Here is a 26,059-nt window from a genome sequence, read left to right on the forward strand (position 1 = left end):
GATGGGGGCTGATGGAGTCCCGCCATGCTGATGTCCGCTGTTGCCTCAAGTTTTTTCTTTGCGCCCGTCCGTGCCTTGGCACCTGCGCAGGGCGCTGCGGTCGCCGCCAAAGCCAAAATGCCAGCCGCTTCGCCGGTGGCCTCAGCGTTTCAGTCGGCTGATACGGCGCCGGACCCTGCAGACGCGGACTGTCACACCCACCACACCCACACCCACACCAACACCTATTGGCCTTGTGAACTCCTCAACGACTTCGTGCTGCGCATGGCCGCGCAAGGCCATTGCGTGAACATGTCGATGATGCTGGGCCACCGGCCTTACGCGCTGGAGCGGCTGGCGCTGGCAGCCCAGGGGCCGGATGACAGCTTGCAGGAACTGGCGGGCCAGCTGCGGCCGTACTTCGATGCCCCAGTGCTGGAGGCGGGGGCAGTATCCAGCGGGCACTGACAGGGTGCTTGTTTTCGTAAGGCTCTGACGTCCGCTCAAGCTTCCACGCAAACCCGGTTACGTCCCTGCCCCTTGGCCTCGTAGAGCGCCGCGTCGCCCCGCCGCAGCATGGCGGCACCGTTGTCTTCCGCTCCACGCATCGTGGCCACGCCCGCGCTGACGGTGATCGTCCCCACCACCGGGTCCTGCTGCTCCGCCATGGCCGCGACCAGGGCTTGTGCAATCGATTGGGCGCCGTTCAGGTCGGTGTCGGGCAAAAGCGCCACAAACTCCTCGCCCCCCAGCCGGGCCACCACATCCGAGCCCCGCAGGCGGGACTCCAGCGTGCGCGCCAGGCGCCGCAGCACCTCGTCCCCCGCCTCGTGTCCGTAGGTGTCGTTCACCCGCTTGAAGTGGTCCACGTCCACGGTGATCAGGCTCAACGGACGGCTGCTGCGCCGCGCCAGCGCCACGGCAAAGGCCATTTGTGTCTCGAAGCCACGCCGGTTCAGCAGGCCGGTGAGCGCGTCGGTGCGCGCCTGCAGGTCCAGGGCGCGGTTGGCGGCTTCCAGTTCCAGCGTGCGCAGCCGCACCTTTTCTTCCATGGCTTCACGGGCGGCCACCAAGTGGTGCGTCATGCGGCCCAGAGACTGCGAGAGCTGCTGCACTTCGCGGCTGCTCTGCATGGCCGGGATGTCACTGCCTGGGCGGCCCGCCTCCACGCCGCTGGCGGCATCGGCCAGCGCATACAGGTCCACGCTCAGGCGACGCGCGGCCAGCCAGGCCAGGGCCGAGGCGAACAGCGCGGCAACCAGACCGATGGCGAGCGCCAGCTGCACGGTGTCGTCGGCCTCGGCAAAAGCCAGCTCCACGGGTTGGCGCGCCACGATGCGCCAGCCCAGGTCGCTGGCGGCATTGCGTGGTTGCAGCTGCGTGGCTGCGGTCAGGTAGCGTTTGCCGTCCTGCCACCGTGCCACGGTGGTCTGCGTGCTGCCGCCGTCGCGGTTGTTGTTGATCTGAATGCCCTCGGGCAGCCGCTGCCCGGCGGCCCGCATCACCTCGGTCCGCCCGCCGGGGGCAAAGATCAGGGTGCCTTGCCGGTCAAAGATGAACAGTTCCAGCGCGCTCTCGTCAGACGAAGCGGGCGTGAGGCTTTCGAGCACCTCGCGGGTCCATTGCCAGCTGCCGTGGATGGCGAATACGCCCACGGTGGTGGGGCCGATGCGGATGGGGGCGGCAAAGTCCACAAAACGGTGCGGCTCGCCCGTCGCGGTGGGAGGCAGCAGGGATTCGAGCAACTGTGCTGCATGCACGTCGCCCACATGCACTCCTTGCAGGCCGTGCTGAAACCAGGGGCGCTGCGCCACGCTCTGCCCCACCAGCAGGCCGTTCGTGGCATTGCGCACCACGCCTTGCGCGTCGGCCACGCCAATCCACACATTGGTGGGTTGCATGGCCTGGCTGCGAGCCAGCATGTGTTGCGCTTCGGCAGAGTCGAGCCCCTTGGACCAGACCACTTCGGCACTGGCCATCACCTCGGCCTCCAGGCTGCGCTGCATGAGGCCCAGGGCCAAGAGCTTGCCGGCGTTTTCGGCCACCACCTGCAACGAGTTGCCTGCATCGCGCTGGATGCGGTGCTTGAGCAGTTCGCCAAACCCCAGCGACAACAACACCGACAGGCCCACCACCAGAGTGCCAAATACCAGCGCGATCTGCATGCGCAGGCTGTGGTCTGAAAAGCGGGTGATGAACATCATGCAGGCGTTGCGGTCACGGAGTCCATCGCTGCCAGGGCCGGGCTGGCATGGCGCAATGCCAGCCGGGCGGCCGCCAGGTCCCAGCCGGCCCAGCCGCAGCTTTTGAACAGCACCGGGCCCGGTGGGTGCTTCAGCGCCGCATTGCGGTGGTCACGCACCACATCGCCCAGTGTGGGGAGAGCGGCCACATCCAGGCCCGCCTGCAGCAGATCGCCCGCCTCGTGCAGTGCATCGCTGGTGTCCACCACGATGCGTCCGTGCTGCGCGATGTGCTGGCACAGGCCTGGGGCCAGCTCCACCATGACGGGCGTGAAGGCGCCCACCGCTGCGATGAACGTTTCGGGCTGGGGAACGGCGCTGAGCACCACGGCCTTGCCGGTGGTGCAGGTGGCGATCAGCGGGCAATGAGGCATGGCGGCATCGGCGTCGGGCACCACCCGAGCCTGGGCGCCCAGCGCTTGCACTTGCGCCGCGAGGGCCTCGGCGCTGGCGCGGCTGCGGGAGGCAATCCACACCTCGCGCACGCCGAGGCCGTGGATGAAGGCCTCGGCGTGCGCCAGGCCCTGCACCCCTGCGCCTACGATGAGCAAAGGCCCTTGTGGCACCTGCGCCAGCCGCTGGGCGGCCAGCAGCGACGCTGCGGCGGTGCGCCGTGCGGTGACGGTGGGACCATGAAGCACCAGCCGGCGCTCGCCCGTGGCGATGTCAAACACCACCACGTCGCCCTGGATCGACGGGCGCCCGGTGCCTGCATTGCCCGGGGTCAGGGTGATGAGCTTGGTCATGGCCACCGCCTGATCCGTGGCGGGCATCACAAACAGGCTGCCGCCTTGTGCCAGCGGCAGCACGGCCCGCTGGGGTACCACCACGCTGTTGTCCTGGAGCATAGCGGCTATTTCATCGGCCAGTGCGGACCAGGGCAAGCGCTCGGCGGTGGCGGCCGCGTCCAGCAGGCCAGAGGATGCGAAAGAGGGGACAAAAGGCATGCGCGGACTTTACACAGCGTGCAGGCTGCCTGGGAGCGGAGAACCCCTCACCGACGCCGGGTACGGGACCACAGGGCAGGGCGGTCTCGGCTCAGGGTGGCTGTACGCAGTACTTCATCAATGCATGGCCCCTGCCTGCAGCGCAATGTCCTGCGGGGCCAGCACCGCCGCCCAGAGGGCCGCATGGATGCCGCGCACCATGTCGCGCAGGGGCAGATGGGGCTCGCCCTGGCCGCTGAGCCAGGGCACATGCACAAAGCCGCCACGCGCTCCCTGGGGGGCAGCGCCCTGCGCCAGCAAGTGCATCAGCCCGTACAGCACATGGTTGCAGACAAAGGTGCCTGCGGTCTGCGATACCTCGCAGGGCACGCCTGCCCGCTGCACGCCACGCAGCATGGCCTTGATGGGCAGGCTGGCAAAGTAGGCGGCGGGCCCGCCGGCCTGCACCGGGGTGTCGATGGGTTGGGCGCCGCAGTTGTCGGGGATGCGCGCATCGTTGATGTTGATGCCAATGCGCTCGATGGACAGCGCTGCCCGCCCGCCGGCCAGGCCCAGGCACATCGTGATGGCGGGCTGGTGTTCCTGCAGCAGCGACTGCAGCCGCTGCAACGACTGCCCGAACACCGTGGGCAACTGCGCGGCCACCACCTGGTGCCCTGCAATGCGCTGGCCGTGCAGCGCTTGCGCAATCAGCCAGCTAGGGTTGTTTGCGCCGCCGCCAAACGGGTCAAAACCAGTCAGCAGGATGGCCGGGCCGGCCTGGGGCGTACTGTGGGGAGTGTCAGGGGCCATGGATGTCATGAAAGGCGGGCTGAAGCGGGGTGGAACACATCGTAAATCGTCCACGCCGGGGCCGTCCCGGCGCGTAACATGCAGGCTTGGTCGCCCCGCCGTGAGGGCGCTGGAGAGATGCAATGAGATGGGAAGGCAATCGCGAGTCCGACAATGTGGAAGACCGCCGCGATGACGGAGGTGGCGGCGGATCGCCGGTTTTCGGGGGGCGCAGCATCGGTATCGGCACCATCGTGATCGCGCTGGTGGGCGGCTGGGTGCTGGGCATCAACCCCTTGACCATCCTGGGGTTGCTCAGCGGTGGCGGACCGGCGCCCCAGGTCCAGACACAGCCCCATACCCCTGCCCACAGGCCTCCGGCCGATGACACCATGGCACGTTTTGTGTCCACGGTGCTCGCGGACACGGAGGACGTGTGGGGCGAGGTGTTCCGCCAGGGCGGCGGTCGCTACCAGGACCCGCGGCTGGTGTTGTTCCGGGGCGCTACGCCCACCGCATGTGGTACGGGGCAGGCAGCCATGGGGCCGTTTTACTGCCCCGCTGACCAGAAGGTCTACATCGACCTGGGGTTCTACGAGACTCTCAAGACCCGGCTGGGTGCCCCGGGCGACTTTGCCCAGGCCTACGTGATTGCCCATGAGGTGGGACACCACGTGCAGAACCAGCTGGGCATCAGCGCCAAGGTGGACCAGATGCGGGGCCGTGTGAGCAAGGTGGAATACAACGCGCTGTCGGTGCGGCTGGAGCTGCAGGCCGACTGCTTTGCGGGGGTGTGGGCCCACCACGCCCAGAAGTCCCGTCAGATCCTGGAGCAGGGCGATGTGGAAGAAGCCATGAACGCCGCCGCCAAGATTGGCGACGATGCACTGCAGCGGGCCAACGGCGGCGCCGTGGTGCCCGAGAGCTTCACGCACGGCACCAGCGCCCAGCGGCAGCGCTGGTTCAACAGCGGTCTGCAAAGCGGCAGTGTCAAGACCTGCGACACGTTTGCAGCGCGCAGCCTGTAGGCGCGCAATGCCCGGGGCTTGCTAGACACCTCCATGCCACCGACCGCACCCGTGACTGCCGCGCTGCAACGCCGTACCGGGCCTTCGGCGGGTGCTGAGGTCGGGCCGTCAGCGCCGCAGCCCTCGGGCGCCGCAGCGGCGTGGTCTGCGGCGGCGGTCACCGTGCCCCATGCCGTGGGGCTGGGGCTGCTGGCATTTGCCCCGCTGGCGGGTGAGCATTCTCTGGCCGCGCTGGCGTTGTGGTCGGCCGCGTTACCCGGCCTGCTGCTGACCTTGGCGACGCCCCGTGCCGGGGTGGTGTACGCACCGACCACGGTGGTGGCGTTGCTGTTTGCTGCCGTGCTGGCAACCGCCCACGGCGCGGCCCCCAGCCTGGGCCTGAGCGCGCGCCAGGTGCTGGCGGTCAGCGGTGCCACGGTGGCTTTGGCCTTTGTGTTCCAGTGGCTGTTGGGGGTGTTGCGGCTGGCGTCGGTGGCGCGGTTTCTTCCCATCTCGGTCACCCACGGGTTTGCAGCCGGTGTGGGCTTGTCGATGGTGGTAGGCCAGGTGCGCAATGGTTTTGGCGCGGGGGCTGATGCGTTGTGGGACGCCCGCACCGGCTGGCACCTGCTGGCGGCTCTGGCCGTGGTGGTGCTGGCCTGGGGGCTGCGCCGGCGCTGGCCCCGCATGCCGGGGCTGCTGTCGGCGGTGGCCGTGGTGGCACTGGCCGTGGCGCTGGCAGGGGTATGGGGCGTGGGGCTGGGCAGCGTGTTCGTGCCGGCCGTGCCGCCCAGCGTGTTTGCCTGGCCCATGTTGCCCGACTGGACGGGCATTCCCTGGATGGCCCTGGCCCGGCAGCAGGGCTCGGCCCTGGTGGTGTTGGCGGTGCTGATGGCGCTGGTCAACAGCCTGGAGATTCTGGTGTTCAACCAGGAGCTGGAGCTGGACCACGGCCTGCGCGGCAACGCCAACCTGGCCTTGCGCCGCGAGAGCCTGCTGGGTGCACTGTGCGGGCTCGTGGGCATGATTCCGGCGTCCACCAGCGCCTCGCGTTCGCGCATCGTGCTGGCGCAAGCGGGGGCCTCGCGCGACGCCCCGCGCTGGCACGCCGCCATCATGCTGGGGGTGGCGGTCACTGGCGCGTGGTGGCTGCACTGGGTGCCCATGGCCTGTCTGGCAGGGGGGCTGGTGCTTGCGGGGCTGATGCAGGTGCCGGGGCTCATGTGGTCGCTGGGCTACGCCCGCCGGTCGCGGGTGACCTGGGCGCAAAGCTGGTTGGTGGCGCTGGTGTTTGCGGTGATGGGGGGCGTGGGGGCGCTGGTGGCTGGCCTGGTGGTGGCCACGTTTGTGCTGCTGCACGACTCTGCCGCCACGGTGCTGCGCCACGTGCGTCTGGATGGCGAGCTGCGCTCGCGGCGCTTGCGCCGTGCCGGGTCGGACAGCTGGCTGACGCCGCGCATGAACCAGGTGGCGGTGTTTGAACTGCAAGGCGTGATGTCTTTTGGCGTGGCTGCCCACCTGGCCGAGCAGGTGCGCATGCTGCTGCTGCCGCGCCATCGCTGGGTCATTCTGGACGCGGGCCGCGTGCCCGCGTGGGACAGCACGGCAATGGCCCAACTGCGGGCGCTGGTGCGTGACCTGGACCAGCAGGGCATCGCCGCGGCCGTGGCAGCCCTGGACCCCATGGCCGCCGAGCATGCGGGGGAGCATGTGCGCGCCTTTGCCGACCTGGACCGGGCGCTGGAATGGGCCGAGGTGGGTATCCTGTCGCAGCGGCCCATCGAGCAACGCCCCGTGTACCCCGAGCGGGATGTTCTGGGCGAGGTGGGCGAGGGCGTGCCCAAGGCCGCGGCCGAGGCCTTGCAGGCACTGCTGGTGCCGCAGGCCGTTGCACCCCATGGCATGGTGTTCCATGCGGGCGATACGGACCATGACCTCCTCGTGGTCAAGTCCGGCCACATCACGCTGGTGACCCAATGGCCGCCCGACAAGGGCTTGCGTCTGGCCACCGTCGGTCCGGGCATGGCGTTTGGCGAGATGGCCTTCCTTAACGGTGCGGCCCGCAGTGCCTGCGCGGGCGCCGAACGTGGCCCGGCGCACCTGGTGCGGTTGTCGCGTGCGCATTTCGACGCCTGGGCCCGGCAGTATCCCGAGGCGGCCCTCACGGTGATGAACAACCTGGCCCAGATCGGCGCCCGGCGCCTGGCGGTGACCACGCGGCAGCTGCGGGCGGTGCTGGAGTAACGGGGCACAGGGCATCGGGTGTCGATGTGTGGTTGTCCCACACGCGCTGCAGGCGCATGACCGTGCCCGGATTTCTATAATCCAAAGCTTCCCGACACCGCCTGGCAACCTCTTCTTGCCAACCCCATGGAATCCACCCCCTCGTCCTCCGCCGCAGAGGCCCCTGTGGCCACCACCCCTTTTGAATGGATCGGCGGCGAAGAACGCGTGCGCGCCCTGACCGAGCGCTTCTACGACCTGATGGACCTGGAGCCCGGTTACGCCGAGCTGCGTGCCGCCCATGGCAGCGACCTGGGCCAGGCCCGGCAAAAGCTGTTCATGTTTCTGTGCGGCTGGCTGGGCGGGCCGTCGTACTACACCGACCAGTTTGGCCACCCCCGCCTGCGTGCGCGCCACATGCCGTTTGCCATCGGCATCAAGGAGCGCGACCAGTGGGTGGCCTGCATGGACCAGGCCATGGGCGAGACCGGCGTGCCCACCGACCTGCGCGTGCGGCTGAAGGAAAGCTTCATGGGCACGGCCGACTGGATGCGCAACAAAGGGGTGTAGCCAGCCCGCAAGGCGGCCCTCGTTTGCGCCCTTGAAGGGCGCCCTTACGGGTTTCCCGAGGCTTCGCCCACAGGCTCTAAGATGCTCCCTCCAACAAATTCAGGAGGTGGGGTATGTCGGCAACTGCATGGGTCGTGGTCGTTGTGCTGGTCGCTGTGGGGTTGTGGGCTGTGGCGGTCTACAACCGGCTGGTGCAGTTGCGCAACCGCATTGCCAACGCGTTTGGCCAGATTGATGTGCAGCTCAAGCGCCGGTATGACTTGATTCCCAATCTGGTGGAGGTGGCGCGCGGCTATCTCGCGCACGAGGCCGCCACGCTGGAGGCCGTCATCAAGGCCCGCAGCCAGGCGCAGGGAGCAGCTGCAGCGGTGCGTGCCGCACCGCAAAGCGCCAGCGCCATGGGCGCGCTGGCAGCGGCAGAGGGCGTACTCGGCGGCAGCTTGGGCCGCCTGATGGTGGTGGCCGAGAGTTACCCTGAACTCAAGGCCGACGCCTCCATGCAGTCGCTGTCCGAAGAGATCACCAGCACCGAAAACCGCCTGGGGTTTGCACGTCAGGCCTACAACGACCAGGCGCTGGAGTTCAACGACGCGGCGGCGCAGTTCCCGGACCTCATCGTCTCGCGCCTGCTGGGTTTTGCGCCTGCGCCCATGCTGGCGTCCACGCAGTCCGACGAAGAGCGCGCCGCGCCCCGGGTGAAGTTCTGACCCTTCCGCTTCCATTCGCATGAAGTTCTGGGATCACCAGCACAACGCGCGCAGCGAGACGCGTCGCTTGCTGCTGGGTTTTGCCTTCGCTGTGGTCGTTCTGGTGGCGGCCGTGCATGCGGCCCTGGCGCTGGCCTGGTGGCTGATGGTGGCGGTGCTGCCCGTGCACTTGCCCTTCCCCCAAGGTTTTCTGGCCGCCAATGTGGGGGTCTCGCTGATGCTGGTGCTGGGCGGCTGGTGGGTAGAGACGTCCAACTTGCGTGCAGGTGGTGTCAAGCTGGCACAGCGTGTGGGCGCGCGCGAGTTGCGCCCGTCGCTGTCGCACGCCGAGCAGCGGCTGTCCAACATCGTGGACGAGCTGTGCATTGCCGCGCACATGCCGCGCCCGCAGATCATGGTCATGCCGCGCACCGATGCCATCAACGCGTTCGCTGCCGGGTGGGACGAGAGCGACGCCGTCATTGCCGTGACGCAGGGCGCCCTGGACTACCTCACCCGCGAAGAGATGCAGGGCATGGTGGCGCATGAGCTGAGCCATCTACACGAGGGCGACACTCGCCTGAAGATGCGCCTGGCGGGCATGGTGTTCGGGCTGGAGCTGGTCTACAACTTTGGCGACACGATGCGCGAGCGCCGAGGCCTGGCCTGGTGGTTCGGTTCGGCCATCATGGTGGCGGGCTTTGCGGGCTGGCTCACCGGCCGCATGCTCAAGGCCGCCGTATCGCGACAGCGCGAATATCTGGCCGACGCCCGCGCGGTGCAATGGACCCGCAGCCGCGATGGCCTGGGTGGCGTGCTGCGCAAGGTCATGGCCCAGCGCCGCGACACACCGGCCGGGTATGCTGAGAAACCCGTCCACACCGGCCTGGCCCACCCGGCTGTGCAGCACATGCTGCTGGTGGACGTACCCGGTCGCAGCCGCATGGAGCGCTGGCTGGACACCCACCCCACGCTCGACGACCGCGTGCAGCGCGTGTATGGCCGCCGCATGCAGCCCTTGCCCGCCGTGCCCGTGCCGGCAGGGCATGAATCGGCGCGGCGTGACGAGGGTGGGGCGGCCGGCACCGTGTCGATCGCCTCGCTGGTAGACCCTTTTGCGCGCTTCATGTAGCCCGCAGCGAAGACTGCAGTTTTTCAGGAGACCCATGTTCATGTCACGCGATGCGAGATTTGAGGAACAGGCCCAGGCACTGGGCTACCGCTTTGATGGCGAGATCAAGATTGGTGGCAACTACGTCCCGCTGGTGCGTGACGGCCACCACATCTACCTGAGCGGGCAGATCCCGCGCGTGGGCGACACGGTGGTCGTCACGGGTGCGGCGGGGGCCGGGGCCTCGCTGGCCGATGCGCAAAAGGCCGCCAAGGTCTGCGCGATGCGGGCGCTGGCGCTGCTGCAGCGCGCCGTGGGGTCGCTGGATGCCGTGCAGTCCATCCTGCGCATCACCGTGTATGTGCAGTCGGCGCCAACCTTCACGCAGCAAAGTGAGGTCGCCGATGGCGCGTCGGAGGTGCTGTTTGCCGTGCTGGGAGAGGCCGGCGCCCACACCCGCACGTCGGTCGGGGTGCTGCAGCTGCCCAAGAATGCGACGGTGGAGGTGGACTTGATCGCCTCGGTGCGAACCTGACGACTCCCCCGCGTCCGGACAACATCCTATGACCGCCGCTGAACCATTCCCCACACCTGCTCAACAGCCGGAAGCCCATGGGTACCCACGCTTCAATGTGTTCGGCCGCATCGTCGAAGTGCGCCGCGAAGGTGCGCTGTGGCAGGCCTACCGCGTGGGCGCTGACGGCAAGCGCACGCCCTCGGGCTTTGTGATCCCCGACTTTGTCGAAGAGCATGAACTCGTGCAGTTTCTGGAAGACCTGTTCCACGAGAGTGCTTCACCCCACAACGGTGACGTGCACCGCATCGATTGAGCCGTAGCGAGGCCCGCTGACTGCCGCGTGCGGCGAGGGTGTTGCATCGACGTTGCCACGTCACACCGCTGTCAAACCCGGCCAAGACACTCGGTCCCTTGTTTCCAACAGGGACTGTTCATGTCTGAACGCATTCTGGGTTTTCTGATTTCTCCTTCGCAGGTTTCACGCCGTGTCGCCGCACTGGGTGTGGTGGCACTTGCTGCGTCGCTGGCCGCATGCGGCGGCAGTAGCGACAACGCCAGCAGCAACGCGGGCGCCACGGCTACGCTGGCTGTGCTGGAGACCACCGACCTGCACTTCAACGTGCGCAGCTACGACTACTTCAAGCTGGCCGAAGACAAAAGCTACGGCTTTGAGCGCACGGCAACGCTGGTGCGCGCGGCCCGCAAGGAGTTTGCCAACACGCTGCTGGTGGACAACGGTGACACCATCCAGGGCACCGCACTGGCCGACTACGAGGCCACCATCAGCCCCATCCCCTGCACGCAGCAGCTGTCCATGTACAAGGCCATGGGCGCGCTGGGCTTTGATGCGGGCACGCTGGGCAACCACGAGTTCAACTACGGCCTGCCCTTCCTGAACCAGGTGCTGGGCGGCGGGCTGGATGTGGACGGCGTGGACCCCTCCAAGAAATGCGCTGGCGCTGGCTACCCCGCCGTGCTGGCCAACGTGTACAGCAATAAGACCAAGAAGCCGCTGGTGCAGCCCTACACGCTGCTGGAGCGCACGCTGGTGGCCAAGGGTACGGATGGCAAGGAGGTGAAGCTGCCGATCAAGATCGGCGTGATCGGCTTTACCACCCCCGGCATCATGAACTGGGACAAGCGCTACCTGGAAGGCAAGGTCTACACCGAAGGCGCCGTGGAATCCGCCAACAAGTACGTGCCCGAGCTGCGTGCTAAGGGGGCTGACATCGTGGTGGCCTTGTTGCACGGCGGTCTCGACAGTGCCGCCTACTCGGCCACCATGGAGAACCCCGGCCTGTACCTGTCGAAGGTGGCAGGTATCGACGCGATGGTGATGGGCCACCAGCATGGCGTGTTCCCCGACACGGCCGCCACGCCCAGCTTCAACTTGGCCGGCGTGGACCACAAGGCGGGCACCATCAACGGCGTGCCTGCCGTCATGGCCAGCTCCTGGGGCAAGGCCCTGGGTGTGGTGCAACTGGCGCTGCAATGGGACGGCAGCAAGTGGGTGGTCAACAAGTCCGCCAGCAAGAGCGAGCTGCGCAACATCCAGAACAAGAATGCCGCAGGCGCCACGGTGACCGTGGACGCCGACCCCGCCATCGCCCCGCTGATCGAGACCCAGCACCAGGCCGCGATCAAGTACGTGAAGACACCCATCGGCCAGACCGACTTCCGCATGAGCACGCTGTTTGCCGACGTGGGTGACCCCGGCGCGATCCAGATCGTGAACCAGGCGCAGCAGGCTTATGTGGCGGCCTACATCAAGGCCAGCCTGCCGCAGTATGCGCAGCTGCCGGTGTTGTCGGTGAGCGCACCGTTCAAGAGCGGCTTCCAGGGCGGGGCCGACTACACCGACGTGGCCGTGGGCCCGCTGGCCATCAACAACGCGGCCGACCTGTACCTGTACCCCAACACCGTCTACGCGGTGAAGGTGAACGGTGGCGACATCAAGAACTGGCTCGAAGCCGCCGCCAAGCGCTTTAACCAGATCGACCCGGCCAAGACCACCGAGCAGCAGCTCATCAGCACCTTCCCGGGCTACAACTTCGACATGTTCACCACGGCGGACATGCAGTACGAGATCGACGTGACCCAGCCCGCGGGCAGCCGCATCAAGAACCTGACGTATCTGGGCAAGCCCATCGATGTGGCGCAGGAGTTCGTGATAGCCACCAACAACTACCGCGCGACCAGCGGCAAGAGCTTCATCGACAAGCTCGACGGCTCAGGCACCATCTGGGCCTCGCCCGATGCCAACCGCGACGTGGTGATCGACTACATCCGCAAGAACCCGGCGGTGACCCGCGCAGCCAACGGCGCGGCCAAGAGCTGGCGCTTTACCAAGGCCACAGTGGCGGGGCCGGTGGTGTTCAGCTCAGGCGCCAATGCGCTCAGCGTGGCACAGGCAGCCGGGCTGGGCAATGTGTCGCTGCTGGCGGCCGATGATGGGTCAGGCAAGGGCACGTCGAAGTACGGCGTGGACTTGTCCAAGTAGTCGTCCCCCTGCCGTTGTGGGCGCCGTGGCGGTGCGTGCGTTTGCAGCGCCGCCACGGTGCGGTCTGTTGTAGAGCACTGAGTTGCTCTGTTTTTAATAGCTGCAAGCGCATATGGATCTAGCGCTTGCGGCTATTTTTATGAATTTTTGCGCAACACGGGTTGCAGCAGTACCACCAGGGCACCCGCGCCGCCATCCATGGGCCGCGCCTGCACGAAGGCCAGCACCTCGTTCTTCTGCACCAGCCAGCGCTGTACGCGGCCCTTGAGCACAGGGCTTTTGCCGGGCGAGCCCAGTCCCTTGCCATGCACCACGCGCACGCAGCGCAGGCCGATCTTGTGCGCCTGGCGGATGAATTCACCCAGCGCCTCGCGCGCGTCGTCCACACGCAGGCCGTGCAAGTCCAGGTGGCGCTGAATGCTCCAGTGGCCGGAGCGCAGGCGGCGCGTCACCTCTACCCCGATGCCCGGGCGGCGAAAGCTGAGCTGGTCGTCGGTGTCCAGCAGGGTGCTCACGTCGAAGTCGTCGCTGATGGATTCGAGCAGCACCCGCTCCTCGTCCAGCCAGTGCTGCACCGGCAGTGGCGGCGGCAGGTGGCGCCGCAGCCGTGCCACATTGGGGTTGCGCAGCGGGGTGACAGGGCCCACGCTGCGGCTGAAGAGGTGGCGCTCGGCTTCGGCCCGTGCTGCCGCTTCGCGTCGGGCTTTGTCTTCGGCCTCGCGGCGCTCCTGCTCTTCACGCAGGCGGCGGGCCACGGTGGCCAGGTCCTGCAGCTGGGTGATGCGCTCGCCCGCACGGCGCGGGGCCGGAGGGGCTCGGCGGCGGGGTGGTGAGGGGCTCGCTGCGGCTGTGGGCCCGGCGGGGGCCTGGCGCAGCGGGCGCATCGCTGCCTTGGCGGCTGCCTTTTTGTCAGCCAGGCCTGCGCGCCGGGCGGACCGGGGTGCGCTGGGGGCCGGGGCGGCGGCTGTGGCTTCCACCGGGGGCGCCTTGCCGGGAACAGCGCGCGCAGCACGCGCCAGCGCGGCTTGCAGGGCCGTGGGCGGCTGGGCGGGTGTGGGGGCTGGGGCGGTCACACCAGGCCCTTTTCAGCCATCGACAGCGCCTGGCCCGGTGCCACGATCACATGGTCGAGCACGCGCACGTCCACGAGCGCCAGCGTGGTCTTCAGGGTCTGGGTCAGCGCCTCATCCGCACGGCTGGGTTGTACGCTGCCGCTCGGGTGGTTGTGGGCCAGCACCACGGCGGCGGCCTGGTGGTGCAGGGCACGCAGCACCACCTCGCGCGGGTACACGCTGGTCTGCGTGAGCGTGCCGCGAAAAAGTTCCTCCAGCGCCAGCAGACGGTTTTGCGCATCGAGAAACAGCACCGCAAACACCTCGTGCCCCTTGGCGGCCAAGTGCAGTTGTAGGTAGTGCTTGACGGTGTCGGGCGAGTCGAACACTTCGCGCTCGCGCAGTTGCTGGGCCAGGGCGCGGCGGGCCAGTTCCAGCACGGCCACCAGCTCGGCGCGTTTGGCCGGGCCCAGGCCTTTGATGCGCTCCAGGTCGGCCGCGCTGGTGTGCAGCAGCCCGGCAATGCCGCCAAAGCCGCCAGTGACGGCGCCCGTGTCCGGGTCGACGCCAGGCGGGTCCAGCAGCTCCTGCGCCATCTGCAGCACGCCTTTGCCCACGATGCCGGTGCGCAGCAGGATGGCCAGCAGCTCGGCATCGGCCAGTGCAGCGGGGCCGCGTGCCAGCAGTTTTTCGCGGGGCTGGGCGTCGGCGGGCAGGTCTTTGAGGGGCATGGCGCAGGGTCTTTGACACCCGTCAGGGGCCGACGGGCGTAGGGCTTTGCCCGGTTTTCTACAATCGTGGCAGTTTATCGGGACTCTCATGACCTCTATTTCCACCCCCCTTCCCACCGTTCAGCCGGGCTCCTTCCTCACGCTGCACTACCGCCTGGCTGGCCCAGCGGGGGATGTGATCAACACCTTTTCCGACAAGCCGGCCACCCTGTCGCTGGGCACGGGCGAGCTGTCGCCCGCCATGGAGCAGCGCCTGCTGGGCCTGGCCGAGGGCACGCGCACCACGTTCGAGCTGCCTGCGGGCGAGGCTTTTGGCGAGCGCAACCCCGACATGCAGCAGTGGGTGGCGCGCAAGCTGATGAACGAGCTGGGTGACCCCGACGAAAAGTACAACGTGGGCGATGTGGTGCAGTTTCCCACGCCCGACGGCCAGGGCAGCTACGCCGGCGCCGTGATGCAGGTGCGCGAAGACGGCGCCGTGCTGTTCGACTTCAACCACCCGCTGGCGGGCCAGCCTGTGACCTTTGAAGTGCAGCTGATCGGGATCCTGTGATGCTGGCGCCGAAAGAAATCCTGCTGGCCGAGCCGCGCGGCTTTTGCGCCGGTGTGGACCGCGCCATCGAGATCGTGGAGCGCGCCATCCAGAAGTTTGGCGCCCCCATCTATGTGCGCCACGAAATCGTGCACAACACCTACGTGGTGAACGACCTCAAGGCCAAGGGCGCGATCTTCATTGAAGAGCTGTCCGACGTGCCCCCGGGCGCCACGCTTGTCTTCAGCGCCCATGGCGTGAGCAAGGCGGTGCAGCAAGAGGCCGAGGCGCGCGGCTTCAGCATTTTTGACGCGACCTGCCCGCTGGTGACCAAGGTGCATGTGGAGGTGGCCAAGCTCGCCAAAGAAGGCTACGAATTCATCATGATCGGCCACAAGGGCCATCCCGAGGTGGAGGGCACCATGGGCCAGCTCGACCACGGCATCCACCTGGTGGAAGACGTGGAGGACGTGGCCCGCGTGCAGCCGGCGCAGACCGAGAAACTGGCCGTGGTCACGCAGACCACGCTGAGTGTGGACGACGCAGCCGAAATCTCTGCCGCCGTGCGGGCGCGCTTTCCGAATGTGCGCGAACCCAAGCAGCAGGACATCTGCTACGCCACACAGAATCGGCAGGACGCCGTCAAGGTGCTGAGCCCGCAGGTGGACGTGGTGATCGTGGTGGGTAGCCCCACCAGCTCCAACAGCAACCGCCTGCGCGAGCTGGCCGCCAAGCTGGGCACCACGGCCTACATGGTGGACAGTGCGGACGAGCTGCAGGGCGAATGGTTCAAGGGCCTTGCACGCGTAGGGCTGACCGCCGGAGCCTCGGCGCCGGAAATCCTGGTGCAGCAGGTCATCGACCGCATCAAGGCGCTGGGCGCGGTGTCGGTGCGCAGCATGGCGGGCATTGAGGAGACCATCAAGTTTCCGCTGCCCAAGGGGCTCAAGATTGACGCGGCCACGGGTCTGGAAATTCGTGAGCGCACGCCAGAGACAGGTCCATCGGCCCACTGACGGTGGCATGAGGGGCCGCCGGTGATCGTTCAAGGGCGCCAACAGGCGCCCTTTTTATTAACTCCTGAATTGATAGCGGCTGGCGCATATTCTTCTAGCGCCAGCGGCCATTTTTATTCAAATATTTCCTTACAAGGGCACGGCGGGCCCGCTCCACAGGTCCAGTGGTGGGTCGGCTGCCACGGCGCGCAGGATGTCGGTGCGCGAGATAAAGCCCGACAGCACGCCCGCCTCGTCCGTCACCGGCAGGCCGGGCAGGCCGGTGTCCAGCAGCACGGCGGCCACGCGGCGCAGCTCGGTGTCGGGGGAGACAGTGGGCACCGGGCTCACCATCACCTCGGCCACCGGGCGGCGGGCCAGGTCGATGGCCTGTTTGACGGCGCCGGGCTCGGGCAGCAGGTCCAGTGGCGCCATGTCGGCCCTCAGCAGCAGTCCGATCACGCGGCCCAGCGCGTCCACCACGGGGGCCTGCGCCACCCGGTGCTCTGCCAGGGTCTGCCAGGCATCGTTCACGCGCACATCGGGCGCCACACTCACGCCGCCGGTGGTCATCACATCGCTCACCTTGGTCAACGGCTGGCGGGCACTGGCCTGGGGGCCTTGCTCCGTTTGCGCGTAGGCGCTCACGGCGTCCTGCAGGCGCAGGTTGACGACGGCGCCGGGTGCCGCCGCATGGGTGTGGTCGGCGGCGGTGGGGCGGGGCGGGGCCGTGAAGACGGGCACCGGCTGCCCGTCTTGTGCGTCCATGGCCCGCGTGCGCAGGGCCTGCGGGCGTTGCACGCTGCGCACTGCAGAGATACGTGCCAGGTTTTCGGGGCCGCCCCGGTACATCTGGCCCGACGGGCCGAACACAAAGAACATGCTTTTCTCCTGTGTGCAGAACCGCCGGACGGGTGGGGTTGGAACTGCTCTGCCCATGTTATCGGCAGTTGTGCGGCGCGCGTGCAGTCAGCGTTGTGTCTGCATGTTGCGGGCAGCCCCTACACTGCCCCCTTCTTTTGACATCACCTGCCATTCGGAGTCCCTGCATGATCGACCGCGCCGCCATTGCCGCTGCCCGCCGCCAACTGGCCACCCAGCCCGACTTTCTGCGCACCACGCCGCTGATGCGCCTGTCCGGCAAGTCCTTGGGCGTGGACTGTGCCGAGGTCTGGCTCAAGCTGGAGCATTTGCAGGTGGGCGGCAGCTTCAAGGCGCGGGGCATGTTGTACCGCCTGCTGGCCAACCCGGTGCCCGAGAGCGGCGTGATCATTGCCTCCGGCGGCAACGCCGGCATTGCCGTGGCGGCGGCCGCCCAGGCCCTGGGGGTGCGCTGCGAGGTCTTTGTGCCCGAGGTCTCGCCCGAGGCCAAACGTGCCCGCCTGCGCGCGCTGGGGGCCGAGGTGGTTGTCACTGGCGCCGCATATTCCGAAGCGTTTGAAGCCTGCGTGGCCCGCCAGAAGGCCACGGGTGCGCTGCAGGCCCATGCCTACGACCAGCCCGAAGTGGTATCGGGTGCGGGCACGCTGGCGCTGGAGATGGAAGAGCAGGGTGGCCGCCTGCCCGACTCGGTGCTGGTCAGCGTGGGTGGTGGCGGCCTCATTGGCGGTGTGGCCGCGTGGGTGGAGAGTCGCGCCCATGTGGTGGCACTGGAGCCCGAACGCGCGCCCACGCTGTACGCCGCGCGGGCTGCTGGCCAGCCGGTGGATGTGGAGGTGGGCGGCGTGGCTGCCGACTCGTTGGGCGCGAAGCGCATCGGCGCCATTGGCTGGGAGGTGAGCCAGCGCCATGTGCACGATGCACTGCTGCTGCCCGACGATGCCATCCGCGCTGCCCAGTTGTGGCTGTGGAAGGAGTTGAAACTGGCTGTGGAACCCGCCGCCGCGCTGGGCCTGGCCGCACTGCAAACCGGCGCCTACAAGCCCCAGCCACAAGAAGCGGTGGCCCTGATTCTCTGCGGCGCCAACTTTGATCCGGCAAATCTATAGCCCCCTGAGCCGCTGCGCGTCTTCCCCCTCAAGGGGGACGCCCTCTGCGCGGTGGGGCGGCCCTTGCGCGGGGGCCCTGCTCTGGTGCGTGCCAGTTGCCAGGGCTCTGCACGACAGCTGTGCCGTTGCTCTGAACTTGGCTTTTCTGCCAGCCCTCTAAAATCGACCCCATGCTTGACATTCTTCTCCTCCGCAAAGACCTCGACACCGCCATCGCGCGGCTGGAAACCCGCAAAAAGCCCCAGGCCTTCCTGGACGTCTCCGCTTTCCAGGCCCTGGAGTCCGAGCGCAAGACGCTGCAGACCCGCACCGAAGAGCTGCAGGCCCAGCGCAACCAGCTGTCCAAGCAGGTCGGCATGCTGATGAGCCGGGGTGACAAGGACGGCGCCGAAGCCGTCAAGGCCCAGGTGGCCGCAGGCAAGGTGGAGCTGGAGCAATCCGCCGCGCGCCTGGAGCAGATCCAATCCGAACTGTTGGCCATGCTGGTGGCCGTGCCCAACTTGCCGCACGAGTCCGTGCCGGTGGGCAGCGACGAAGCTGGCAACGTGGAAGTGCGCCGCTGGGGCGCGCCTGCCAAATTTGATTTCGAGGTGAAAGACCATGTCGATGTCGGCACGCCCCTGGGCCTCGATTTCGACATGGGCGTCAAGCTCTCAGGTTCGCGCTTCACCGTGATGAAGGGCCCCATCGCCCGCCTGCACCGCGCATTGAGCCAGTTCATGCTGGATGTGCAGACGCAAGAGCACGGCTACACCGAGTGCTACGTGCCCTATGCCGTGAACGCCGACTCGCTCAAGGGCACAGGCCAGTTGCCCAAGTTCGAAGGCGACCTGTTCGCTGCCAAGAAGGGCGGCCAAGATGGCGAGCCCGTGCCCGACAACGCGGCCCTCTACCTCATCCCCACCAGCGAAGTGCCGCTGACCAACTTTGTGCGCGACGTGGTGGTGGCCGAGTCCGATCTGCCCATCAAGCTCACGGCCCACACGCCATGCTTCCGCTCCGAAGCCGGCAGCTACGGCCGTGACACGCGCGGCATGATCCGCCAGCACCAGTTCGACAAGGTCGAGATGGTGCAGATCGTGCACCCCGACAAGAGCTACGAAGCGCTGGAGGAAATGACCCGCCACGCAGAAGCCGTGCTGCAAAAGCTGGGCCTGCCCTACCGCGTGATGAGCCTGTGCACCGGCGACATGGGCTTTGGCGCCGCCAAGACCTACGACCTGGAAGTGTGGCTGCCCGCGCAGAACACCTACCGCGAGATCAGCTCGGTGAGCAACTGCGAAGCCTTCCAGGCCCGCCGCCTGCAAGCCCGCTTCAAGAATGCCCAAGGCAAGAACGAGCTGCTGCACACCCTGAACGGCTCGGGCCTGGCCGTGGGCCGCACGTTGGTGGCAGTGCTCGAAAACTACCAGCAAGCCGACGGCAGCGTGACGGTACCCGAGGTGCTGCGCCCCTACCTGGGCGGCACCGCTGTGCTCAAGCCCTGAAAATCTGGCTATAATCGAAGGCTTCGACACATAGGAGAGGTGGCAGAGTGGTCGAATGTACCTGACTCGAAATCAGGCGTAGTGGCAACACTACCGTGGGTTCGAATCCCACCCTCTCCGCCAGCATCAAGGCCCTGTAGCTATCCAATCAATAGCACAGGGCCTTTTTCTTTGGGTCCGTTGGAACAATTCAGGCGGCTCGCTGCCCCGCTTCGGGTGTCCCAGGTGAAGCGGCTCGCAGATTCGCCATGGTGTTCATATCGCTGTGCGGGCGCAGGAGGGGTAGGGTATTCGTTGCAATGCATGGCCGCGTTCCGCGCAGCGCCAGAATACGGGTAGCGCGCCCCGCGCCTGACGCCACGAAAGAACCTCGCATGCTTCCTGAGACCCTGACAACATCCCCCATCCGCCTGACCCAGTACAGCCACGGCGCGGGCTGTGGCTGCAAGATCAGCCCCAAGGTGCTGGACGTGATCCTGGCGGGCAGTGGGGCGCAGCATCTGGACCCCAGGCTCTGGGTGGGCAATACCTCGCGGGACGATGCGGCGGTGTATGCCCTGGATGCCGAGCGCGGCGTGGTGTCCACCACCGACTTCTTCATGCCCATCGTGGATGACCCGTACGACTTCGGGCGCATTGCAGCCACCAATGCGATCAGCGACATCTACGCCATGGGAGCTGATCCGCTGATGGCCATCGCTATCCTGGGATGGCCGGTAAATGTGCTGCCGCCCGAGGTCGCGCGTGAGGTGGTGCGCGGTGGGCGTGCGGTGTGCGATGCGGCAGGTATTCCGCTCGCGGGCGGTCACTCCATCGATGCGCCGGAGCCCATTTTCGGCCTGGCGGTGACAGGCATAGTGGAAAAGCGCCATCTCAAACGCAACGACACGGCCACGGCGGGTTGCCGCCTGTATCTGACCAAGCCCCTCGGGATCGGCATCCTGACCACCGCAGAGAAAAAGGCCAAGCTGAGGCCCGAGGATGTGGGCGTGGCGCGCGACCTGATGTGCACGCTCAACCAGCCAGGGAGCCGATTCGGCCGACTGGCGGGCGTGAAGGCCATGACGGATGTGACCGGCTTCGGCCTTTTGGGGCACCTGGTCGAGATGGCCGAGGGCAGCGGCTTGAGCGCCGTGATTGACTACGCGGCTGTGCCCCGCCTGGACGGGGTGGACTACTACATGGACCAGGGCTGTGTGCCCGGCGGCACGCTGCGCAACTTTGACAGTTATGGCGCCAAGATTGCGCCCCTGACGGAGGTGCAAAAGCACCTGCTGTGCGACCCTCAGACCAGCGGGGGGCTGCTGGTGGCCGTGAGCCCGGAGGGCGAGACCGAGTTTCTGCAGGTGGCCGCAGAACTGGGCCTGGCGCTGCAGCCTATCGGTGAGCTCACCCCGCGACAGGCCTTTGCCGTCGCGCTGCGCTGATGCCCACCAACCTCACGGATTTTCGGCACATCTTTTTGAACGATGTGCCCATGATGGATGTGCGCGCGCCGGTGGAGTTTGGGCAGGGTGCGTTTCCTGGCGTGGCCAACCTCCCCCTGATGGACGACGGCGAGCGCCAGCAAGTGGGCACCTGCTACAAGCACAAGGGTCAGGAGGCCGCGATTGCGCTGGGGCACCAGCTGGTGTCGGGCGCCACCAAGCGCCAGCGCATCGAGGCGTGGGCGCAGTTTGCGCGGGCGCATCCGCAGGGCGTGCTGTACTGCTTTCGTGGCGGGTTGCGCTCGCAGATCGTGCAGCAGTGGTTGCTGAACGAAGCGGGCATCGACTACCCCCGGGTGGTGGGGGGCTACAAGGCCATGCGCGGGTTCCTCATCGGCACCACACAGGCTGCGGCGGCAGAGTGCGGGTTTGTGGTGCTCAGTGGCCTGACCGGCACCGGCAAGACCGAAGTGATTGCGCAACTGTCCAACGGCTTGGACCTGGAAGGCCATGCCAACCACCGCGGCTCCAGTTTCGGCCAGCGCGTCAGCGGTCAGCCCACACAGATCGACTTTGAGAACCGGCTGGCCATCGATGTGCTCAAGAGGCGTGCTCGGGGCCACGAGACTTTTGTGCTGGAAGATGAGGGTCGTCATGTGGGCAGTTGCTCAGTGCCGCTGGAGCTGCGTCAGCGGCTGGAACGGGTACCCATCGTCTGCTTGGAGGATGCTTTTGACGCCCGTGTGGAGCGCATCCTGCGCGACTATGTGCAGCAGCAATGCGCTGATTTTGTGGCGGTCCATGGAGATGCGGCAGGGACCGACTTGTTTGCGGCGCGGCTGCTCGACAGCCTGGGCAAACTTGCCAAGCGTCTGGGAGGCGACCGCTACCAGGTGCTTCGCGGGTCGATGCAGGCAGCGCTGGTGCAGCAGCGCAGCCGGGGCGATTTGTCGCTGCACCGGGATTGGATTGCTGCGCTCATGCGTGACTACTACGACCCGATGTACGCCTACCAGCGGCAGAGCCGCGCCGACCGCATCGTTTTCCAGGGTGACCATCGGGCGGTGCTCGACTTTCTGCGGTCGCAGTCGGCGCCTCGCGGCTAGCTACTACGCCTCGTCGTCGTCCGACAGCGCATCCAACTGCTGCGGCAGCACCAGCCGGAACTCGGCACCCCGCCCGACATCGCTCTCCACCTCCAGCGTCCCGCCGTGGCGCAGCACTACGGTCTGCACCAGTGCCAGGCCCAGGCCCACCCCGGCGATGGCCGGGTGGCTGTGGTCGTGCAACCGCTGGTAGGGGGTGAACAGGTGGCCCTGCTGCTCGGGCGCGATGCCAGGGCCCTGGTCTCGCACTGACACCACCCAGTGCGCGCCCCGCGCCACGATGGCGCACTGCACCGTGCCGCCATCGGGGCTGAACTTGATGGCGTTGTGGATCACGTTGGTCAGGGCGCGGGACAGCAGGGCGCGGTCGCCCAGGCAGGGCGCAGAGTCTGGCGTGGCCACCGTGCGCACGTCCACATTGCGGTCGCGGGCCAGGGTCCAGAGGTCGTCGGTGGTTTCGGAGAGCAGGGCTGCCAGGTCCAGCGGCGCCATGCGGTATGGCTGCGATTGCGCGCTGGCCAGTTGTACAAAACTCTCGGCCATGCCCAACGAGGCCTGCGCGTAACGCTCAATGCGCTCCAGCAACTCCTGGTCCGACAGGCGGCCGGGGTAGGCACGCTGCATTTCCAGCAGCGTCAGGATGGACGCGTTGGGCGCGCGGATGTCGTGCGAGATGAAGTGCATCGCTTGGTCACGTTGCTGCAGCGCGCGGCGCATCTCGGTCAGGTCCACCAGCGTTAGCAGCCAGCCTGCATTGGCCAGGTTGGTGAAAGGCTTGCATTGCACCAATAGGTTGCGGGCCTGGGCGTCCGTGCCCTCGGCCTGCTCGGGCAGGGTGCCATGCTGCAAGGCCGCCTGGGTGACGATTGGCGCATCGGTTCCTGACTCGACCAGATCAGCCAGCAGGTCCACCACCGACAGCCCCTGCAGGGAGGGCTGGGTGGTGCCTCCCAGATGCTGGCGGGCTGCCTGGTTGGCCAGCAGGATTTCACCGTCGGGGGCGCAGACGATGGTGGGGGAGGGCAGCTGCTGCAGGCTCTCGCTCACAAACTGGTGCAGGTCGCGCAGCTGGCGGGATGCGCGCTCCACGGCATTGATGCGGCGCTCCAGAAAGTCGGCGGAGTCTCCGGGCCGTCTGCGCAAGCGCATGGCCAGGCCCTGGCGTTGCAGGTTCTCCATCTCCAGCCGCAGAAAGTGCGCGGCCGCACTCAGGCGCCGCCAGCTCCACAGCGGGTAGGCCAGTGCGAGGCCCAGCAAGGCCGCTGCGGGTGCGAACTGCAAACCTGCCCACCAGGGCAGGGCCATGCTCAGCAGCAAGGTGGCCACCGCCAGTGCGGCGCTGGTCAGCAGGGCCGCCAATGGGCCAATGAGCAGCAACGCAAGCAGCGCACAGGCCAGTGGCACCAGGTTGAAGGCGAAGTTCAGTGCCTGCGGTGCGCGCACGATGTGTTCGCGGGCCAGGCGGGCATCCAGCACATGGGCCACCACCTCCACGCCGGGCATCAGGCGCGACTGCTGGCTGACGGGTGTGGCAAACATGTCGCCCAGGCCCGAGGCTGCTGCGCCCACCAGCACGTACTTGCCGTCCAGCGCCCCGGCCGGCAACTGGCCGCGCAGCACATCGATGTACGAGTAGGTGGTGAAGGGCGATGGCCCGGCGGCATAGGCGATGAGCGTGGGCTCAGTGCGCTGCCAGGGACTGGTGTCGGTGGCGCTGGCGGGCGAGCGGCTGCAGGCAGCCGCAGGTTGCCGGTCTGCCACGCACTGCAGCGCGGTGCTGAAGTGGTGCCAGGGGGCGGCCGCCGGGCCTTCCAGCAAGTACAGGCTGCGCACCACGCCATCACTGTCGGGTGCCACATGCACGTGGCCCAGGCCGGCGGCAGCATCGGCAAAGGCGGGCCACGGCAGGTCGGCCTGGTTGCTGACGGGGCCATAGCCGCGCCGCAGCACGGGCAGCACCACGCGCGCACTGCGCCGGATGGCGTCGGTTAGCAGCAGGTCGTCCTCGGGGTAGTCCAGGTCGGCTTCGTTGAACAGCACGTCCATGCCAATGGCGCGCGGGTTCTGGGCGGTCAGGCGCGAGATCAGCTCGGCATGCAGGGCCCGGCGCCAGGGCCAGCGGCCGATGGCGGCGATGCTGGCGTCGTCGATGGCCACGATCACGATGTCGGGGTGGGCGGGCCGTGAGACCAGCCGCATGCCTGCGTCCTGCACCAGATGGTTGACGCGGCCCAGGCTGTCGGCGGTGCTGAGCCATGCCACCAGCGCCATCAGCGCGCAGGCCAGCAGCGCCCATTCCAGGCGGCGTCGGCGGCGGCGCAGGTGGGCAATGGTCACCATGGCAGGGGTGGTGGGGTGTGCGACGTTTGCTCAGCACGTGCCGCAAAAGCAGCACGCGCTGGTGCAACTGGTACGGCGGGGCTGAGCAGGCTCCATGGCCCGCTCAAGGCCGGCCCACGGGTGTGCCGCTGCTGGTGGACACCGGCAAGCCCGCACCCGTGCGGATGCCCGTGCCCACGCGGATCTTGCGCGGTGGGGAGAAGTCGCTCTCCAGCCCACTGGCGTCCAGCACCTGAATGCGCACCAGGTACTCGCCGGCAGCCAGGTTGCTGGCCGTCCAGGTCGGGGCGTCGAGCACGGTGTCCTCGGCAACCTTGGCAAAGTCCAGGTCGGTGGCCTCGGTGCGCTGCAGCCGGAAGCGCTGGCCAGCCTGGGCAGGCCAGTGCAGGCGCACGGTCGGATCTCCGTCCTCTGCCTGCAGCGCCTGCAGGGACAAGGCGGTCGGCCGGTCGGCCACAGTGAAGGGCTGTGGCGGCGCAAACGGTCCCTGGTCTGCCTGCCCGTCGGGCAGCGCCAGCAGGCTGGCGATGCGCCAGAAGTAGCTGCCTGCGGGCAGCGCCCCCAAGGGCAGGCGGCATTCGGTCAGGCGCTGCTCGTCGCGCAGGGGCTGGGTGAACTGGGCGTCGGCGGCCACCTGCACGCGGTACCAGCGCACGCCGGGGACTTCCGTGCAGCGCAGCTCGGCCGCGCCGCTGGGCACTACCGCGCCAGGCGCAGGGTGCTGGTACAGCGGTGCGACCGGGCGGGTCTTGACGGTGAACGGCTGCACGGCCGGCAGGCCCGCAATGCCCGCATCGTCCAGCGCCCGCACGGCCAGGTAGTAGCGGCCATCGTCCAGCGCCTTCCAGCGCAGGCGGCCATCGGGGAAGCTGCCGTGGCGCAGCACCTGGGTGAAGGCGGGGTCTTGCGCCACCTGCGCCACATAGCGCGTGGCGCCTGCGGCCATCGGCAGGTCGATGGCCAGCAGGCCTGCATCGCCCAGCGTGGTGGGCATGCTGGAGGTATCGGGGGCGGGCAGCAACGCGCGGGCGGCGCCGACGGTGCCATCGGTGGCCACCGCCAGGCCTTGCCCGGGCGCCAGCAGCGCCGTGGGCGCTTTGAGTGCGGCACCGGGCTCACGGTCGGTGTCGCGCCGCGATTGCACGGCCACCGAGCCATGCTCTACCGACGCCGTGGTCTGTCCCGAATCGGCCAACGCCACGCTGAACTGCGTACCCCGCACGCTGGTCACCGCCAGCGGTGTGCGGATCTCCATGCGGCGCAGCGGCTCGGCGCTGGGGGGCACGGTCGATTCCACGCCGCCCTTGTGCATCTCCAGCACCGACTGCGCGCTGCCTGCCCGGCCCCGCCGGCGCAACTGGCGCAACTGCAGCTCGGACTGCGCCTGTACCCGCACCACGGTGCCGTCCGCCAGCTGCACGGCCACAAACGACTCGGGGCCTACTTTCAGCTCGGTGCCTTCTTCCAGCTTGCTGCTGGTTGCAATGGGGGCGGATGTGCTGCTGCCCCGCGCCTGCGCCGTGGCCTCGCCCTGCACAAACTGCACGGTAGCCGATTCGCTGGGCTGCAGCCGCACGGGGATGAAGATCAACGAGCCCGGTTGCAGACGCCTGGGGTCGGCCACCTTGTTGCGGGCCTGCAGCAGCGGCCACTGGCGCGGGTTGGCCAGGTAGCTGCGGGCCAGCCCTTCCAGGGTGTCGCCTTCTTTCACGGCGTGGGCAATTTCATCGTCTTGTTGGGGGGCTGCCGTGCTGGCGCCAGGCTGGGCCGAGAAGGCCGTGGTGGCTGCCAGGCACCACAGGGCTGCAACGCTGGCGTGCATGCGAAATGGCAGGGGGGTGATCAAG

General features: G+C 67.7%; 23 protein-coding genes and 1 tRNA gene. 16 read left to right on the forward strand and 8 right to left on the reverse strand.

Going from position 1 to position 26,059, the window contains the following annotated elements; translation table 11 throughout:
* The first annotated feature begins 24 nt into the window (after positions 1 to 24).
* Entirely contained in the window at positions 25 to 447 is a 423-nt protein-coding gene (locus ACT531_RS07885; RefSeq protein ID WP_476017066.1) for a hypothetical protein, read from the forward strand.
* A 35-nt stretch (positions 448 to 482) separates the two neighbouring features.
* On the opposite strand, the gene ACT531_RS07890 is transcribed toward ACT531_RS07885, so the two are convergent.
* The 3 genes from ACT531_RS07890 to pcp form a co-directional block, all read right to left on the reverse strand.
* Positions 483 to 2,183: a diguanylate cyclase gene (locus tag ACT531_RS07890; protein ID WP_476017067.1), complete on the reverse strand. Its 1,701-nt coding sequence runs from the start codon at positions 2,181 to 2,183 to the stop codon at positions 483 to 485.
* A complete protein-coding gene (locus tag ACT531_RS07895) occupies positions 2,180 to 3,169 on the reverse strand; it encodes a delta(1)-pyrroline-2-carboxylate reductase family protein (RefSeq protein ID WP_476017068.1) in 990 nt (329 codons plus the stop codon). The genes ACT531_RS07890 and ACT531_RS07895 overlap by 4 nt, the downstream gene beginning before the upstream one ends.
* Positions 3,170 to 3,286: 117 nt before the next feature.
* Positions 3,287 to 3,961, reverse strand: coding sequence for a pyroglutamyl-peptidase I (pcp, locus tag ACT531_RS07900; protein ID WP_476017069.1), 675 nt, complete (start codon positions 3,959 to 3,961; stop codon positions 3,287 to 3,289).
* A 122-nt stretch (positions 3,962 to 4,083) separates the two neighbouring features.
* Here pcp and ypfJ point away from each other — a divergent pair, with 122 nt between their 5' ends.
* From ypfJ to ACT531_RS07940, 8 genes are all read left to right on the forward strand, one after another.
* Complete coding sequence (gene ypfJ, locus ACT531_RS07905; RefSeq protein ID WP_343735150.1) at positions 4,084 to 4,968, forward strand: KPN_02809 family neutral zinc metallopeptidase; 885 nt, start codon at positions 4,084 to 4,086, stop codon at positions 4,966 to 4,968.
* A 33-nt stretch (positions 4,969 to 5,001) separates the two neighbouring features.
* Positions 5,002 to 7,191, forward strand: coding sequence for a SulP family inorganic anion transporter (locus ACT531_RS07910; protein WP_476017070.1), 2,190 nt, complete (start codon positions 5,002 to 5,004; stop codon positions 7,189 to 7,191).
* 126 nt (positions 7,192 to 7,317) lie between these two features.
* Positions 7,318 to 7,740 carry a group II truncated hemoglobin gene (locus tag ACT531_RS07915; protein ID WP_110959517.1) on the forward strand — a complete coding sequence of 141 codons (423 nt, stop codon included), beginning with the start codon at positions 7,318 to 7,320 and terminating at the stop codon, positions 7,738 to 7,740.
* Positions 7,741 to 7,853: 113 nt separating this feature from the next.
* Positions 7,854 to 8,447 (forward strand): LemA family protein, encoded by a 594-nt coding sequence (locus ACT531_RS07920; RefSeq protein WP_476017071.1) that lies wholly within the window; start codon positions 7,854 to 7,856, stop codon positions 8,445 to 8,447.
* A 19-nt stretch (positions 8,448 to 8,466) separates the two neighbouring features.
* Complete coding sequence (locus ACT531_RS07925) at positions 8,467 to 9,558, forward strand: M48 family metalloprotease (RefSeq protein ID WP_476017072.1); 1,092 nt, start codon at positions 8,467 to 8,469, stop codon at positions 9,556 to 9,558.
* A gap of 40 nt (positions 9,559 to 9,598) precedes the next feature.
* Entirely contained in the window at positions 9,599 to 10,072 is a 474-nt protein-coding gene (locus ACT531_RS07930; protein WP_476017329.1) for a RidA family protein, read from the forward strand.
* A 28-nt stretch (positions 10,073 to 10,100) separates the two neighbouring features.
* Positions 10,101 to 10,367: a DUF7661 family protein gene (locus tag ACT531_RS07935; protein WP_082753478.1), complete on the forward strand. Its 267-nt coding sequence runs from the start codon at positions 10,101 to 10,103 to the stop codon at positions 10,365 to 10,367.
* A gap of 120 nt (positions 10,368 to 10,487) precedes the next feature.
* Positions 10,488 to 12,554 (forward strand): bifunctional 2',3'-cyclic-nucleotide 2'-phosphodiesterase/3'-nucleotidase, encoded by a 2,067-nt coding sequence (locus ACT531_RS07940; RefSeq protein WP_476017073.1) that lies wholly within the window; start codon positions 10,488 to 10,490, stop codon positions 12,552 to 12,554.
* 137 nt (positions 12,555 to 12,691) lie between these two features.
* On the opposite strand, the gene ACT531_RS07945 is transcribed toward ACT531_RS07940, so the two are convergent.
* Positions 12,692 to 13,438, reverse strand: a complete 747-nt coding sequence (locus tag ACT531_RS07945) for a Smr/MutS family protein (RefSeq protein WP_444824304.1) — start codon at positions 13,436 to 13,438, stop codon at positions 12,692 to 12,694.
* Positions 13,439 to 13,623: 185 nt separating this feature from the next.
* Complete coding sequence (gene radC, locus ACT531_RS07950; RefSeq protein ID WP_476017074.1) at positions 13,624 to 14,337, reverse strand: RadC family protein; 714 nt, start codon at positions 14,335 to 14,337, stop codon at positions 13,624 to 13,626.
* 88 nt (positions 14,338 to 14,425) lie between these two features.
* Here radC and ACT531_RS07955 point away from each other — a divergent pair, with 88 nt between their 5' ends.
* Both ACT531_RS07955 and ispH read left to right on the forward strand, forming a co-directional pair.
* On the forward strand, positions 14,426 to 14,890 hold the full coding sequence (locus tag ACT531_RS07955) for an FKBP-type peptidyl-prolyl cis-trans isomerase (RefSeq protein ID WP_476017075.1): 465 nt from the start codon (positions 14,426 to 14,428) through the stop codon (positions 14,888 to 14,890).
* Positions 14,890 to 15,885, forward strand: a complete 996-nt coding sequence (gene ispH / locus ACT531_RS07960; RefSeq protein ID WP_476017076.1) for a 4-hydroxy-3-methylbut-2-enyl diphosphate reductase — start codon at positions 14,890 to 14,892, stop codon at positions 15,883 to 15,885. Before ACT531_RS07955 ends, ispH begins: the two co-directional genes overlap by 1 nt.
* Before the next feature lie 129 nt (positions 15,886 to 16,014).
* Here ispH and ACT531_RS07965 read toward each other — a convergent pair whose 3' ends face one another.
* Positions 16,015 to 16,746, reverse strand: a complete 732-nt coding sequence (locus tag ACT531_RS07965) for a CBS domain-containing protein (RefSeq protein WP_110959512.1) — start codon at positions 16,744 to 16,746, stop codon at positions 16,015 to 16,017.
* 167 nt (positions 16,747 to 16,913) lie between these two features.
* Here ACT531_RS07965 and ACT531_RS07970 point away from each other — a divergent pair, with 167 nt between their 5' ends.
* From ACT531_RS07970 to mnmH, 5 genes are all read left to right on the forward strand, one after another.
* Positions 16,914 to 17,852, forward strand: a complete 939-nt coding sequence (locus tag ACT531_RS07970; RefSeq protein ID WP_440598231.1) for a threonine/serine dehydratase — start codon at positions 16,914 to 16,916, stop codon at positions 17,850 to 17,852.
* A gap of 170 nt (positions 17,853 to 18,022) precedes the next feature.
* Positions 18,023 to 19,339 (forward strand): serine--tRNA ligase, encoded by a 1,317-nt coding sequence (gene serS / locus ACT531_RS07975; RefSeq protein ID WP_395455973.1) that lies wholly within the window; start codon positions 18,023 to 18,025, stop codon positions 19,337 to 19,339.
* A gap of 33 nt (positions 19,340 to 19,372) precedes the next feature.
* Positions 19,373 to 19,462: transfer RNA gene (locus tag ACT531_RS07980), tRNA-Ser, on the forward strand.
* 251 nt (positions 19,463 to 19,713) lie between these two features.
* Entirely contained in the window at positions 19,714 to 20,766 is a 1,053-nt protein-coding gene (gene selD, locus ACT531_RS07985) for a selenide, water dikinase SelD (RefSeq protein ID WP_476017077.1), read from the forward strand.
* Positions 20,766 to 21,872 (forward strand): tRNA 2-selenouridine(34) synthase MnmH, encoded by a 1,107-nt coding sequence (mnmH, locus tag ACT531_RS07990; protein ID WP_476017078.1) that lies wholly within the window; start codon positions 20,766 to 20,768, stop codon positions 21,870 to 21,872. The genes selD and mnmH overlap by 1 nt, the downstream gene beginning before the upstream one ends.
* A gap of 3 nt (positions 21,873 to 21,875) precedes the next feature.
* Here mnmH and ACT531_RS07995 read toward each other — a convergent pair whose 3' ends face one another.
* Together ACT531_RS07995 and ACT531_RS08000 are read right to left on the reverse strand one after the other, a co-directional pair.
* On the reverse strand, positions 21,876 to 24,212 hold the full coding sequence (locus ACT531_RS07995; RefSeq protein ID WP_476017079.1) for a CHASE2 domain-containing protein: 2,337 nt from the start codon (positions 24,210 to 24,212) through the stop codon (positions 21,876 to 21,878).
* 103 nt (positions 24,213 to 24,315) lie between these two features.
* Positions 24,316 to 26,058, reverse strand: coding sequence for a FecR domain-containing protein (locus ACT531_RS08000; protein WP_476017080.1), 1,743 nt, complete (start codon positions 26,056 to 26,058; stop codon positions 24,316 to 24,318).
* Position 26,059: the final 1 nt, after the last annotated feature.

It is taken from the genome of Acidovorax sp. DMC1 (genome assembly GCF_056314325.1).

What these genes read in the sequence shown, in the direction of transcription:
- ispH (WP_476017076.1), top strand. Translation starts at nt 14,890, where the DNA reads ATGCTGGCGCCGAAAGAAATCCTGCTGGCCGAGCCGCGCGGCTTTTGC.
- ACT531_RS07995 (WP_476017079.1), bottom strand. Translation starts at nt 24,212, where the DNA reads ATGGTGACCATTGCCCACCTGCGCCGCCGCCGACGCCGCCTGGAATGG.
- ACT531_RS07940 (WP_476017073.1), top strand. Translation starts at nt 10,488, where the DNA reads ATGTCTGAACGCATTCTGGGTTTTCTGATTTCTCCTTCGCAGGTTTCA.
- ACT531_RS07935 (WP_082753478.1), top strand. Translation starts at nt 10,101, where the DNA reads ATGACCGCCGCTGAACCATTCCCCACACCTGCTCAACAGCCGGAAGCC.
- ACT531_RS07970 (WP_440598231.1), top strand. Translation starts at nt 16,914, where the DNA reads ATGATCGACCGCGCCGCCATTGCCGCTGCCCGCCGCCAACTGGCCACC.
- ACT531_RS07965 (WP_110959512.1), bottom strand. Translation starts at nt 16,746, where the DNA reads ATGTTCTTTGTGTTCGGCCCGTCGGGCCAGATGTACCGGGGCGGCCCC.
- ACT531_RS07955 (WP_476017075.1), top strand. Translation starts at nt 14,426, where the DNA reads ATGACCTCTATTTCCACCCCCCTTCCCACCGTTCAGCCGGGCTCCTTC.
- ACT531_RS07890 (WP_476017067.1), bottom strand. Translation starts at nt 2,183, where the DNA reads ATGATGTTCATCACCCGCTTTTCAGACCACAGCCTGCGCATGCAGATC.
- serS (WP_395455973.1), top strand. Translation starts at nt 18,023, where the DNA reads ATGCTTGACATTCTTCTCCTCCGCAAAGACCTCGACACCGCCATCGCG.
- ypfJ (WP_343735150.1), top strand. Translation starts at nt 4,084, where the DNA reads ATGAGATGGGAAGGCAATCGCGAGTCCGACAATGTGGAAGACCGCCGC.
- radC (WP_476017074.1), bottom strand. Translation starts at nt 14,337, where the DNA reads ATGCCCCTCAAAGACCTGCCCGCCGACGCCCAGCCCCGCGAAAAACTG.
- mnmH (WP_476017078.1), top strand. Translation starts at nt 20,766, where the DNA reads ATGCCCACCAACCTCACGGATTTTCGGCACATCTTTTTGAACGATGTG.
- ACT531_RS07885 (WP_476017066.1), top strand. Translation starts at nt 25, where the DNA reads ATGCTGATGTCCGCTGTTGCCTCAAGTTTTTTCTTTGCGCCCGTCCGT.
- ACT531_RS07895 (WP_476017068.1), bottom strand. Translation starts at nt 3,169, where the DNA reads ATGCCTTTTGTCCCCTCTTTCGCATCCTCTGGCCTGCTGGACGCGGCC.
- ACT531_RS07920 (WP_476017071.1), top strand. Translation starts at nt 7,854, where the DNA reads ATGTCGGCAACTGCATGGGTCGTGGTCGTTGTGCTGGTCGCTGTGGGG.
- pcp (WP_476017069.1), bottom strand. Translation starts at nt 3,961, where the DNA reads ATGGCCCCTGACACTCCCCACAGTACGCCCCAGGCCGGCCCGGCCATC.
- selD (WP_476017077.1), top strand. Translation starts at nt 19,714, where the DNA reads ATGCTTCCTGAGACCCTGACAACATCCCCCATCCGCCTGACCCAGTAC.
- ACT531_RS07930 (WP_476017329.1), top strand. Translation starts at nt 9,599, where the DNA reads ATGTCACGCGATGCGAGATTTGAGGAACAGGCCCAGGCACTGGGCTAC.
- ACT531_RS07915 (WP_110959517.1), top strand. Translation starts at nt 7,318, where the DNA reads ATGGAATCCACCCCCTCGTCCTCCGCCGCAGAGGCCCCTGTGGCCACC.
- ACT531_RS07945 (WP_444824304.1), bottom strand. Translation starts at nt 13,438, where the DNA reads ATGCGCCCGCTGCGCCAGGCCCCCGCCGGGCCCACAGCCGCAGCGAGC.
- ACT531_RS07925 (WP_476017072.1), top strand. Translation starts at nt 8,467, where the DNA reads ATGAAGTTCTGGGATCACCAGCACAACGCGCGCAGCGAGACGCGTCGC.
- ACT531_RS07910 (WP_476017070.1), top strand. Translation starts at nt 5,002, where the DNA reads ATGCCACCGACCGCACCCGTGACTGCCGCGCTGCAACGCCGTACCGGG.